The sequence below is a fragment of the Arthrobacter sp. NtRootA1 genome (assembly GCF_019976975.1).
GTDB classification, from domain to species: Bacteria; Actinomycetota; Actinomycetes; order Actinomycetales; family Micrococcaceae; genus Arthrobacter; species Arthrobacter aromaticivorans.
Genome location: NZ_AP024630.1, coordinates 112,884 through 125,101, shown reverse-complemented (window position 1 = coordinate 125,101; position 12,218 = coordinate 112,884). Strand labels below are relative to the sequence as shown.

General features: G+C 63.1%; 12 protein-coding genes. All 12 read right to left on the bottom strand.

Going from position 1 to position 12,218, the window contains the following annotated elements; all coding sequences use genetic code 11:
• Positions 1–422: 422 nt before the first annotated feature.
• The 12 genes from LDN90_RS00625 to LDN90_RS00570 all read right to left on the bottom strand — a co-directional run bounded on the left by LDN90_RS00625 (position 423) and on the right by LDN90_RS00570 (position 12,170).
• Entirely contained in the window at positions 423–1,907 is a 1,485-nt protein-coding gene (locus tag LDN90_RS00625) for a DHA2 family efflux MFS transporter permease subunit (RefSeq protein ID WP_223947519.1), read from the bottom strand.
• A 116-nt stretch (positions 1,908–2,023) separates the two neighbouring features.
• Entirely contained in the window at positions 2,024–2,926 is a 903-nt protein-coding gene (gene panC, locus LDN90_RS00620; protein ID WP_223947518.1) for a pantoate--beta-alanine ligase, read from the bottom strand.
• 5 nt (positions 2,927–2,931) lie between these two features.
• On the bottom strand, positions 2,932–3,840 hold the full coding sequence (locus LDN90_RS00615; RefSeq protein WP_223947517.1) for a DUF2520 domain-containing protein: 909 nt from the start codon (positions 3,838–3,840) through the stop codon (positions 2,932–2,934).
• Positions 3,833–5,404, bottom strand: coding sequence for a PH domain-containing protein (locus LDN90_RS00610; protein ID WP_223947516.1), 1,572 nt, complete (start codon positions 5,402–5,404; stop codon positions 3,833–3,835). Before LDN90_RS00610 ends, LDN90_RS00615 begins: the two co-directional genes overlap by 8 nt.
• On the bottom strand, positions 5,401–5,913 hold the full coding sequence (locus tag LDN90_RS00605; protein ID WP_216924201.1) for a PH domain-containing protein: 513 nt from the start codon (positions 5,911–5,913) through the stop codon (positions 5,401–5,403). The genes LDN90_RS00610 and LDN90_RS00605 overlap by 4 nt, the downstream gene beginning before the upstream one ends.
• Positions 5,894–6,415, bottom strand: a complete 522-nt coding sequence (locus tag LDN90_RS00600) for a DUF3180 domain-containing protein (protein WP_216924203.1) — start codon at positions 6,413–6,415, stop codon at positions 5,894–5,896. Before LDN90_RS00600 ends, LDN90_RS00605 begins: the two co-directional genes overlap by 20 nt.
• A 2-nt stretch (positions 6,416–6,417) precedes the next feature.
• Positions 6,418–6,957, bottom strand: coding sequence for a 2-amino-4-hydroxy-6-hydroxymethyldihydropteridine diphosphokinase (folK, locus tag LDN90_RS00595; protein WP_223947515.1), 540 nt, complete (start codon positions 6,955–6,957; stop codon positions 6,418–6,420).
• On the bottom strand, positions 6,954–7,313 hold the full coding sequence (gene folB / locus LDN90_RS00590) for a dihydroneopterin aldolase (protein ID WP_223947514.1): 360 nt from the start codon (positions 7,311–7,313) through the stop codon (positions 6,954–6,956). Before folB ends, folK begins: the two co-directional genes overlap by 4 nt.
• Positions 7,314–7,325: 12 nt before the next feature.
• A complete protein-coding gene (folP, locus tag LDN90_RS00585; protein WP_216924208.1) occupies positions 7,326–8,231 on the bottom strand; it encodes a dihydropteroate synthase in 906 nt (301 codons plus the stop codon).
• Between the two features lie 7 nt (positions 8,232–8,238).
• On the bottom strand, positions 8,239–8,871 hold the full coding sequence (gene folE / locus LDN90_RS00580; RefSeq protein WP_216924210.1) for a GTP cyclohydrolase I FolE: 633 nt from the start codon (positions 8,869–8,871) through the stop codon (positions 8,239–8,241).
• 10 nt (positions 8,872–8,881) lie between these two features.
• Positions 8,882–10,951 (bottom strand): ATP-dependent zinc metalloprotease FtsH, encoded by a 2,070-nt coding sequence (ftsH, locus tag LDN90_RS00575; protein ID WP_216924212.1) that lies wholly within the window; start codon positions 10,949–10,951, stop codon positions 8,882–8,884.
• Positions 10,952–11,117: 166 nt separating this feature from the next.
• Entirely contained in the window at positions 11,118–12,170 is a 1,053-nt protein-coding gene (locus LDN90_RS00570) for a LacI family DNA-binding transcriptional regulator (RefSeq protein ID WP_223947513.1), read from the bottom strand.
• Positions 12,171–12,218: the final 48 nt, after the last annotated feature.

Below are 12,218 nucleotides of genomic sequence, written 5' to 3'. Positions count from 1 at the left end.
GAAACCGGTAATTTGAAGGGGAATTCGTCACCATCATTTCCGCATCAGCGGCGGCGACTCAGATAACTTTACACGCGCCTTACCGTCCGAACAAATCCACCCGCACGCCGCCCAAAACCCCGTGAACACTGGGAAAACGGCCCAAAAACACCTCAATAAGCGCAGAACCGTTGTCCGTGAAGCCCGTCACACAACGAAACGGCTGCAATAGCTGCCCTTTGAAGCGGCACCCCGGATCCGCCGTCGGGCCTAATTCAGCGGCCGATATCAGTCAGGCCAGGAGGCACTGGACTCAACGGCAACCGGTCCAAACACGTCAGGATGTGAGAGAGCAACAGCCCAAACGCCTCAGGATGTGAGAGAACGTTGGGAAGGGCAACAGCCGGGCCCAGCGGAACGGCCCGGCCGGGCCCAGCAAAGACTCAGTGACCTCCGTGGCCTGCGCCCTCGGTCTTGCGCATCATCGCACCGAGCACCACTGCAGCTCCAGCGATGATGGTTGCCGCCAGGAAGGCGGCCTGCATGCCGGCTACCAGGCCGGAGGATGCTGACACCACGGCGAAGATGGAGACGAGCAGGGCAGTGCCAGCGGCGCCGGCCACCTGCTGGGCTGTGCTCATGATGGCCGATCCGTGGGAGTACAGGTGCGGAGGCAGCGGGTTCAAGCCAGTAGTGAAGGCAGGCGTGAAGAGGAGTGCCAGGCCGAGGCTCAACGTAACGTGCAGTGCAATCACCCATCCGAGCGGGCTGCTGCCATCCAGGCGGGAAAACTGCCAGAGCGTCAGGACCATGAGGACTGAACCGGATACGGTCAGCGGCAATGGACCGACTTTGTCGAAAATCCGCCCGATGACTGGACCCAGCAGACCCATGGCCAAACCGCCCGGCAAGAGGGCCAGGCCCGTTTCCATCGGCTGGAGGTGCAGTGTGTTCTGCAGGTAGAGCGGAAGCAGGATGACTCCACCGAACAGTGCCATCATCGCTACGACCATCAGCAGCGTGGACACCGTGAACATTCGGAAGTTGAAGGCCCGGAGATCCAGGAGTGGAGAGTCGGACTTCTGCAGTTTGACCTGGCGGAAGACGAACAGCGCCAGGCACACGACTCCCACCACGAGTGCGATGATCGGGACCACCCCGGCGTTGGCACCACCGATCTGGCTGAGGCCATAGACCAGTCCGCCGAAGGCAGGCACCGTGAGGACCACTGAAGTGAAGTCCAAGCCAGTCTTCCCGCGCTCCCCCACGTTGGTGAGGTACTTGGCGCCGATTGCCAGGGCAGCCAGTGCTACGGGGAGCACGAACACGAACATGAACCGCCACGAGAAGTGGTCCAGGATGATGCCTGAAACGGTGGGGCCCATCGCGGGAGCGACTGAGATAGCGATGCTGACGTTGCCCATGACGGCACCGCGCCGGGACATGGGCACCAGAGTGAGGATGGTGGTCATCAGCAATGGCAGCATGATGGCCGTGCCGCCCGCCTGGACGATCCGTGCAAGGAGCAGCACGGGGAATCCGGGCGCTAGGGCAGCCAGGAGTGTTCCTCCGCTGAAGAGTCCCATCGCCAGCATGAACGAGCCGCGGGTGGTCAATCGCTGCAGGATAAACCCGGTAGTCGGAATGACGACCGCCATGGTCAGCATGAACCCGGTGGCGAGCCACTGGACCGTGGGCGCGTCCACCTTGAGATCAGTCATCAGCCGCTGGAGTGCCACGTTCATAATGGTCTCGTTGAGGATCACCACAAAGGTGGCGACCAACAGCGTGACAATGACCGTGACGGATTCGCGGGACATCTTCCCTGATACAGGAGCCTGGGTGAGCGCTTCCTCTGTGAAGGTTGCACTTGCGGGCGTGCCGGAACCGGGCTCGCTGTTGGCGCCGGACGTGACGTCGGTAGACATGAGGATTCCTCAGGTTTGGGTTTGGATTCCGGCGGTCGGTACCGGTGAAGACAGGAACATTCTAGACGCCCAAGAGATTCCCGTCAGTAGAAAATCCAAACGTTAGGGATTCAACCTCAGGAATTAAGCGGAACGTTGTCTATCAACCGCACGGGACCTACCTTGGCGGCAATGATTGCCAGCCCTTCGCCGCGGAACGGTGTTTCTTTGCAGTTCTCCGCCAGCGGCTCAAGCGTGGTGGGATCCACGACGTCGAAATAGTCCAGTTCCACCAGCGGCTGGGATTCAACGAGTGCGACGGCGGAATCCAGGTCCAGCGGTTCATGCGCGTTCGCGCGGGACTCGATAAGGCGCAGAGCCCGTGAGAGCACCAGCGCCGCCTCGCGTTCGTCGTCGGAGAGGAAGCGGTTACGGCTGGAAAGCGCCAGGCCGTCCTCGCTGCGCACGATCGGTACGGGCACGATCTCCACGGGGAAGTTCAGATCCACGACCATACGCCTCACAAGGGCAAGTTGCTGGGCGTCCTTCTGGCCAAAGTAGGCACGGTACGCCGGCGTCGAACCGTCCGCAGCTGCGCCGCCCGGGAGTCCATAGTGCAGCAACTTGGCCACCACGGTCAGGGCACCGTCGAAGTGGCCGGGGCGTGAGGCACCCTCCCATTTCCCGCCGAGCGGACCCGCCGTGACACGGACCAGCGGCTGCCCGCCGGGGTACACCTCGTCCACGGAGGGCGCGAAAACAAGGTCCACTCCTTCGGCATCAAGGATGGCCATATCGGCCTCAAGCGTCCGGGGATAGCGGTCGAGGTCCACGGCGTCGCCGAACTGGAGGGGATTCACGAAAATGGTGGCCACCACGACGTCGTTCTCTGCCACGGCGGCCCTCGCCAACGCGGCGTGGCCTGAGTGCAGGGCCCCCATGGTCGGCACCAAACCTTGGGAACTTCCCCGCTTGGAAGCCAGGAGCCGTGCGCTTTCAGTACGCAGTTCGGCCGCGGTGGTCACGAGTTTGATGGCCATGCTGTTCAGATTCCTTCCGGCGCGGTGGGCTCTGTTCCCAAGGCCTCGCCAATGTCAGTCAGTTGTTCAGGGCGCAGCAGTCCGCGGTTTCCGGCACGCCGGGCCGTCGCCCGGGCCATGGCCTGATAGGCCGCGAGCACGTCGCCGCCCGCTCCGCCGTCGTATTCTTTCAGCGCCTGGGCGTGCGCAGCAACGGTGCCTACGTCGCCGCGCGCGACGGGACCGGTCAACGCAGATTCTCCGCTCGCAAGAGCGTTCTCGAGTGTGGCCCGCAGCAATGGACCCAGCATGGACTCCGGTGATTCGACGCCGATTTCCCGCAGCAACTGCGACGCCTGCGCAACAAGCGTCACCATGTGGTTGGAGCTGTGCGCGAGGGCCGCGTGGTACAGGGTTCGGTCTGCCTCGGCAATCGCTACCGGCTCGGCACCCATCTCCACAACCAGTGCTTGGGCAATCGGCAACATCGCAGCGTCGGCGGTGATTCCAAACGTGCAATCCATGAGCCGGGTCAGGTCAAGGCTCATACCTGTGAAAGTCATGGCGGGATGCATCGCCAGCGGAATTGCGCCGGCCGCGCGGATCGGCTGCAGGATCCCGACTCCGAAACGGCCGGAGGTGTGAGCCACCAGTTGGCCGGGTTGCCACGCACCGAGCTTCGCGAGTCCAGCAACAAGCTCGCCGAGGGCATCGTCAGGAACGGCAAGCAGCACCAGTTCAGAGCGCTCCACGATCTCCTGGATCCCAAGGATCGGGACTCCCGGCAGCAGTGTCTCTGCCCGCTCGCGGCTCGCTTCGGATACCGCAGAAACCCCGACGACGGCGTGCTCGGCCGCGCGCAAAGCGGCGCCCAGGACGGCACCCACCTTGCCGGCGCCGATGATGCCGACTCCGAGTCTTCCTGGCCTAACCATGCTGGGGGTCCTCCTGTGTTGGTGCTTGCGGTAGCGATTGGGGTGGGGCCTGGCCGCTTACCTCCGCAAGCCATTGCTCGCTGGTCTGCCGCTTTCTGGCCTCGCGGGCACGGGCTGCCTGCTGGTCGAAAAGCTGCACAGCCTGCTCCACATCAGCCTGATAGAGGCGTGGCACCACAGGTCCCGCCGTAGTGTGGAAAACAAGATCGGCCACACCGAAACGCCGCGCGAGCGGACCTTGCTGCAAGGCCATGGACTGCGTGCGCTGATGGGGAACCAGGACCAAGGTGCGCCACCATCGGCCGGATCGAATCAACAATGCCGTTCGCGTGGCCAGGAAACCATTGCGCCGCCAACCCAGCGGCGCCAGGAGCCGGGCGCGGCGCGGAGTAGTGACGAAACCATCCGTGGAGGTAGAACCGGCTGAGCCAGAACCCGCCGGTGTCCCACCCCCAAGCCCAGCCACACCCCCAAGCCCAGCCAACCCTTCCAGCCCGGAAGTGAAAACCCGTTCCGGATCCTCAACACCCGGGTCCGGCAGCACGAGGGACAGCATCCGCATCACGTCCGGCTTCATGCCCACCGGGAGCAACGTAGTCCGGGCAGCGTTCTCATTGCCTGCCGCACCACCGTAGCCCGCCACGTTAACCTGCATGCGGTACCAGCCGAAGATCCTCCAAATGGGCGGCTGAGTGACTTTCAGCGCCTGGATTCGGCCCGGGGGCAAAGTCTGGGCCTGGGTGTCCAGGAGCCCGTAGCGCAGCCGGATCCCATCAGGAGAAATCGCGGCGGTGAAGTTGTAGCCCTTGTTGAATGAGCTCCAATAAGCAGCACCGATGCCCAGCACCGCCGGGATAAGCGCCAGGAAGATGGCGCCGTTTTCGGTGTAAACAGAGATCGCGATGGACGCCACGGCTCCGAGCAGGATACCGACGGTTTGCTCGCTCAGCAGGAGCGAGCCAATAAGGCGGGAAGGCGGCACTGACAAGACAACGTACTCCGGCGCTTCGGGGACAGCTTCCGGAGTCTCCGGTCCACTCACCACTCCAGCGGCACGGGCAAGAATAGTGGCGCGCAGCTGTTTGGCTTGGTCCAGCGGAAGGTAAGCGAGCCGCACGGCCGATTCGCCGGCGTCGGCCACTTCAAACTTGAGTTCAGCGAGGCCAAAGATCCTCGCCAAGAGGGGCTGCACGATGTCGATCGCCTGGACACGGTCCAACCGCGCCTGCCGCTGCTGCTTGAACACGAAGCCGGTGTTGACCCGGACATAGCCCTCGGCCACCTGATAACGCGTGAAGTACCAACTCAGGATGAATCCACCCACGGTCAGGAGAAGCAGAATGCCTCCACCGGCCAACAGCCAGGGCACCCGTCCGTTGAGGTTGGGATCGAGGATGTCACGGCCCTGCAGCATGCGTTCAAAGGCATCGCGACCGAAAAAGTATCCGACGGCGGCAAGCGCCACCCAGCCGCGCACGAACGGCGATGCTGGATGCACGCGCCGCCAATCGCCGTCGTCGGCTTTAGCTGGGAGGCCTACGGTGGCGCTACCGTCCGGGCTCACAGCCCGGCCAGCCTGGCTTCTCCACGTGCCGAGAGCTGTTCACGCAGCCGTGCGCCTTCCCCGGCAGGAAGCCCGGGCAGGTATGCGCTGGTTCCGGCGGACGCCGTGTGGAGCTTCAAAGTACAGAGTCCCAGTCCACGTTCCACCGGACCAACAGACACATCCACGTACTGCATGCGTCCGTACGGGACCACCATGGTGCGCTGGAAAAAGATGCCACGACGGATGAGGAGATCGTCATCGCGCTCCGCGTAGCCGATTGCGCGGACCTGACGCGGAATCAGCACGAGCCGCCACAACGCCAGAACGAGCATCACCGCAGGCACCGCGATGGCGAGCCACAGCGGAGGCCAACGCCACCAACCCAGCTGCACAAACACGAGGGGAAGGCTGAGGATCGCCACCATCACCAGGTTTCCGATGGCCCACTCCACCAAGCGGACCGTGACGTACTTCGGGGAGACCCTCAGCCACTGGACGCCGGGAGGGTCAATCGCCTCGGTACGCATACTCGCCTTCGCCTTTTGCTTCCCCGCGGCGGGTTTCCGGTCCAGGGGCGCCACCTTCGAGGTCCTCCGGTGGGATCCGGCAGAACCTCTCGACCACCAAGCCGACGATCACCATCACCACGCCACCACCGCCCATCAAGACGGCGTTCCACAGGATGCCTTCACCACTGCGCAAGGTTCCGACCCGCAGAAGGTCAAACGAGATGCCAGCATGCCAGCCCAGAAGGAGCGTCCCTGCATATGCGCATGCCTGGGCAAGAATCAGCGTCCTGGCGGCCAGGATCGGGTTCAGCAGGTTCTTCTTCTTGCCGTTGCGCCACCGCAGCACCCGGATCCCCATAATCAGGGTGAGCACGGCGATGACGCCCATGGTTACCAGTGCGGAGACCGGAAGCACGGGAGTGGGCATGCTGAAGCGGTTCGTTGCCGCGGTGGCCAGCCAACCGATGGCGGCAGCGATGATGGCAATGAGGACCAGGACCGCGGGGCGCATGGGCTTCACTGCTACTCCACCGCTCCCGTCGCAGGAACACCGGCGATGTCGCCGTAGCCGTCGAAGCGACGGATGTCGGGCATGTCATCAGCCACGGCGGCCAACTCTGCAACGCTCCGCCCGTTCAGTTGGGCGTTCGGCTCCAACAGGGACCACGGGTACAGGACAAAGGCCCGTTCGGCCGCCCTCGGATGAGGCAGGGTCAGGACGGGGTCGTCGCTGACCACATCACCGAAAACGATGATGTCCACGTCCAGCGTCCGCGGACCCCACCGCACTTCACGGGTGCGGTGGTGCTTCTGCTCGACGTCATGGCAGTGCTGCAGCAGCTCAAGGGGACTAAGCGTTGTCTCGACTGCCATGACCATGTTCAGGAAATCGGGTTGGCCTTCCGGGCCGCCGACCGCCTTGGTCTGGACAACCGGAGACACTCCAAGGAGCCTAACGTCCGGTGGGTCCACGAGATCGGCGACGGCTGTGGATAGGGTGTCGTTCCGCTCACCAAGGTTGCTGCCTAGGGCAAGGATCGCTTTGGTGTATCCGGAGTTCATGGTCGCTCCCTGTGGACACTCACGGTGACATCGCCGAACGGAACCTCGATGGGCGCCTTCGGCTTGTGGACGGTGACATCGACGGCGGCCACGTTGTAATTGGCGAGGATGCCATCGGCGATCCGCACGGCCAAACCTTCAATCAGGTTCAGCGGCTCGCCCTCAATGTGCGAGGTAATGAGCTCAGCCACCTCGCCGTAGTGCGCGGTGTACTGGAGGTCATCCGTCTCCGCGGCCTTGCTGAAGTCAGTATGAAGGACGGCGTCCACGACGAACGGCTGACCGTCCCGGCGCTCGAAATCGAACACTCCGTGATGGCCGACGGCGGTGACACCGGTCAGCGTGATCCTGTCCACAAGGTCCTCCGGTCAGCGGGCGATTCGAGCGGCAACCTTGACGGCGTCAAGGCTGGGACCGACGTCGTGGACGCGGACAGCCCAGGCGCCCTTCGCGGCGCTCAGGGCGGTGATAGCTGCCGTGGCGGCATCCCGCTCCAGCGGCGCGGCAGACTTGCCGGCAACAGTGAGGAGCGAGCCTAGGAACCGCTTGCGTGACGCAGCCACCATAACCTTGTGGCCGAGTGCGAACAGCTTGTCCAGGTTCTTGAGGATTTCCCAGTTCTGGTCCTCGTTCTTGGAGAAGCCAATCCCGGGGTCAACGATGATCTGCTCGGGAGCAACGCCCGCTGCATACAGTTTGTCGCGGATACCGCTGAGCTCCGCCACCACCTCTTCCGTCACGTTGTTGTATTCCGCGAGGGCGTCCATGGTGCGGGCATCCCCACGACGATGCGTGAGGATGTACGGAACCTTGGTGCGCGCCACGAGCTCAGGCATGTCCGGCTCGATGGTCAGGCCGGAGACATCGTTGATGATCGCAGCACCGGCCTCCACGGCGGCAGCAGCAGTGGACGTGTGCATGGTGTCGATGCTCACCAGCGCACCGGCCTTGACCAGCGCCTGGATCACCGGAAGGACCCGGCGCTGCTCTTCTTCAGGCGAAACGGGTTCAGCGCCGGAGCGCGTGGACTCGCCACCGACGTCGATGATGTCCGCCCCGGCATAGAACATACGCAAGCCAAGCGCGATGGCGGTGTCAGGCGTGCGGTGGTTGCCGCCGTCGCTAAAGGAATCCGGGGTGACATTGAGAATTCCCATGACGAGCGTGCGGTCCGTAGGCAGGTCTTCGAATCTGGCAGCGGGCCGCGGCTTGCGGAGAACCGGCAGTGGGCTTGTGGCCGGGCCGGTTCCGGGTGCTGCAGCGAGGGAATCCATATATTGCTTACCTTCCGAGTATGAGGCTCATGGCCTCGGCGCGGGTGGCCGGGTCATGGAGCTGACCGCGCACCGCGCTGGTGACAGTCTTGGCGCCGGGCTTGCGGATGCCGCGCATGGACATGCACATGTGTTCGCATTCGACGACGACAATCGCCCCGCGCGGGTTGAGGTGCTTAACCAGGGCCTCAACAATCTGCGTTGTGAGCCGCTCCTGCACCTGTGGCCTGCGCGCATAGATATCCACCAAACGGGCCAGCTTGCTCAGGCCCGTAACCTTGCCGTCATGTGACGGAATATAACCAACATGAGCCACCCCGTGGAACGGCACCAGGTGGTGTTCGCACGTCGAGTAGAAGGGAATGTCCTTCACGAGGACAAGCTCTTCGTGGTCAAGGTCAAACGTGGTGGAGAGGACCTCCGCCGGATGCTGGTGCAGGCCCGCGAAGACCTCCGCATAGGCCTTGGCAACACGCTTGGGTGTGTCCTGCAGGCCTCCGCGGTCAGGGTCTTCACCAATAGCAAGCAGGATTTCGCGTACTGCTGCTTCGATGCGCGGGCGGTCTACTTTGTGGCCCCGCTTAGCGTCCGCGGCTGAGCCGTGGACGGCGGCGAGGTCGTCGTCGTCGAAATGAGTCACAGCAGAAAGCTTAGCCGTGAAGCGGAGAGTCGTTGCCGCCGTCGGCTCCCGGTGACTGGAATGACTCCTGGCTGCTGACACCCTGCGCATGCGGGGCTACGGCATCCAGTGGCTCGTCCAGACGGGCCTTCTTGGCTTCTTCCTGGGCCTCGCGCTCAGCCTTTTCTGCGCGCGACTCGACCGGCGGAATCGACTGGACAGGGCGGGACTCCTTGGACAGCCAGATCTCACGGAAATCGCGCTTGCGGATGTCGTGGAAGATCTCGGCGATCTCGGCCTGGTTGAGGGTTTCGCGCTCAAGCAGTTCCAGTGCCAGCCGGTCGAGGACATCGCGGTTTTCGGTGAGGATGGCGTAAGCCTCGTCGTGTGCCTGATCGATCAGGCGACGCACTTCCTCGTCCACAACGTAGGCGATCTGGTCCGAGAAGTTGCGCTCCTGCGCGGCATCGCGGCCGAGGAACGGCTCGCCGCCGCCTTGGCCGAGCTTCACGGCACCAACCCGTTCGCTCATGCCGTACTGGGTAACCATCTTCCGGGCCGTGGAGGTGGCCTTCTCGATGTCATTGGACGCACCGGTGGACGGGTCATGGAACACGATTTCCTCGGCCACGCGGCCACCCATGGCGTAGGCCATCTGGTCCAGCAATTCGTTGCGCGTTACCGAGTACTTGTCGTCCTCAGGAATCACCATGGTGTACCCAAGGGCACGGCCACGGGGAAGGATGGTGATCTTAGTGACCGGAGCGGAGTTGCGCAGGGCGGCAGCAACCAGTGCGTGCCCGCCTTCGTGGTAGGCGGTGATCTTGCGCTCGAGTTCCTTCATCACGCGGCTGCGCTTCTGCGGGCCTGCCATGACGCGGTCGATTGCCTCGTCCAGGGCGCGGTCATCAATGAGGTTGGCGTTTGAACGTGCCGTCAGCAAGGCTGCCTCGTTGAGGACGTTGGCCAGGTCAGCACCGGTGTACCCGGGGGTCTTCTTGGCAACAGCCCGAAGGTCAATGCCCTGGGCCATCGGCTTGCCCTTTGCATGGACGTTCAGGATTTGCTCGCGGCCCACCATATCCGGGGCCTCGACGGTGATCTGACGGTCGAAGCGGCCCGGGCGAAGCAGCGCCGGGTCCAGCACGTCCGGACGGTTGGTGGCTGCGATGAGGATGACGTTCGTCTTGACGTCGAAGCCGTCCATCTCCACTAGGAGCTGGTTCAGGGTCTGCTCGCGTTCGTCGTTACCGCCACCGATGCCTGCGCCACGATGGCGGCCTACGGCATCGATTTCGTCCACGAAGATGATGGCTGGGGAACTCGCCTTGGCTTGTTCGAACAGGTCACGGACGCGCGAAGCACCAACGCCCACGAACATTTCAACGAAGTCCGAGCCGGAGATGGAGAAGAAGGGAACGCCTGCTTCACCCGCAACGGCGCGGGCCAGCAGTGTCTTACCAGTGCCTGGAGGGCCGTACAGCAGCACACCCTTGGGGATCTTGGCACCAACGGCCTGGAACTTTGAGGGTTCCTGGAGGAATTCCTTGATTTCCTGGAGCTCTTCGACGGCTTCGTCAGCACCGGCGACGTCAGAGAAGGTCACCTGCGGCATGTCCTTGTTGACCAGCTTGGCCTTGGACTTGCCGAACTGCATCACCTTGGAGCCGCCACCCTGCATCCGGGAAAGCAGGAACCAGAACAGCACACCGAGCAGCAGCACGGGGATGAGCAAGGAGAACAGTCCGGAGAACCAGTTGTTCTCGATCGGCTGGTCAGTGAAGCCCTTGTCCGGGTTGGCGCTGGTAACGGCCTTGACGACGTCCGGGCCACGGTCCGTGACGTAGAAGAACTGGACGTTCTTGCCCTTGTCCTGGCCATCGATGTTCAGGTTGTCTTTGAGCACCAAGTCAACGCGGTTCTCGGCGTCGAATATCTTGGCCTGCTCCACCTTGCCGCTTTGCGCGAGGAGTTCGAGGCCGTCCTTGGTGTCGATACGTGTGGAACCGCCCGGAGCCAGCGTTGCGAATGCCACCAGGAGCAAGCCGACGACGACAACAATCCAGATGCCCGGGCCCTTGAAGAAACTCTTAGCTTTCATCTGATCGGGGTTTTGCCCCGTCCCTCCTGGTAGTGCTGCGAGGCGCAACTTCTGCGCGCGAATGGTGCTGCTTCAGTTTCTAGCTATACACCGTTCCCAGTTATTCACGCACTGGAATGCTCAAAAGTTCCCTCTGGGCGTACACAGGATACTCGCCTACGCCGCGCTAGGACAGCCCTGGATGGGGATTCGTAATGGATTCGCGGGTCACCAAGGGACACTGAAGAATCGTCGGTTTCGCTGCCAGGACGGTGAGGTCTGCCTTGCCCTCAATGGCATCGATCAGGCGTTCAGTGGCCCAGGCACCCATCTCATAGTGGGGCAACGCCACTGTTGTCAGGCCAGGGTAGAGATTGGCCGCGATGAGTTCCTGATCGTCGAAACCCACCACGGACAGTTCATTGGGAATGCTGATTCCTACCTCGGCCGCTGCACGGTAGGCCCCCATGGCCATGCGGTCGTTGTAGCAGAACAGGCCCGTGGGCCGGTCCTTTCGCTTCAACATCCGCAAAGCGGCAACATAGCCGCCCAGCACCTCCGAGAGTTCGGACTCCACCGGTGCGGCAGCGCCGTCGAGCCCTGCTTCATCCAAGGCGTTCCGGAAGCCTCGCAAGCGGTCCCGCGTAGCCGGGACGTCGTCGGTGTTGTTCAGGAAACCGATGCGCCGGTGGCCGGCATCAAGGAGGCTTTGCACGGCTACCCTGGCCCCGCCCTCTTCATCGGGGACTACTGAAGCGACGCTCCCGGCCAGGCTCTCGGAGTCCACAAGCACCGCGGGAATTGAACTCAGGTTTTCCGGCAAAGTGACCTCGCGGTGGTACATGGTGGCGTACAGGATGCCATCCACGCGCCGCTCCAGGAGAGCCTCGACATCAGCCTGCCTGGACTCCTCACTTGCTGCACCTGAGGTGTTAATGATCATCAGGTTGTAGCCGCGCGCCCTGGCGGCCTCATCCGCACCCAGGATAATCCGCCCGGCGTGTGGTGTGGTGGCGATTTCCTCACTGACCAGACCCAGCATCCCGGTCCGTTGCGTGCGCAGGGCCTGGGCCAGCCGGTTTGGGCCATAGCCGAGACGTTCCGCCGTAGCTTTGACCTTTTCCCGTGTTTCCGGGCTGATGCGAGCGTAAGCGACGTCATTCAGGACGTGGGAAACAGTGGTGACAGACACGCCAGCGGCAACTGCTACGTCCTTGATGCCAATGCTTTTGTTCGTCAACGGCTTCCCACGTCCTTATGGTCCGGTGAAGGGCGTAAGTAAGGGTGG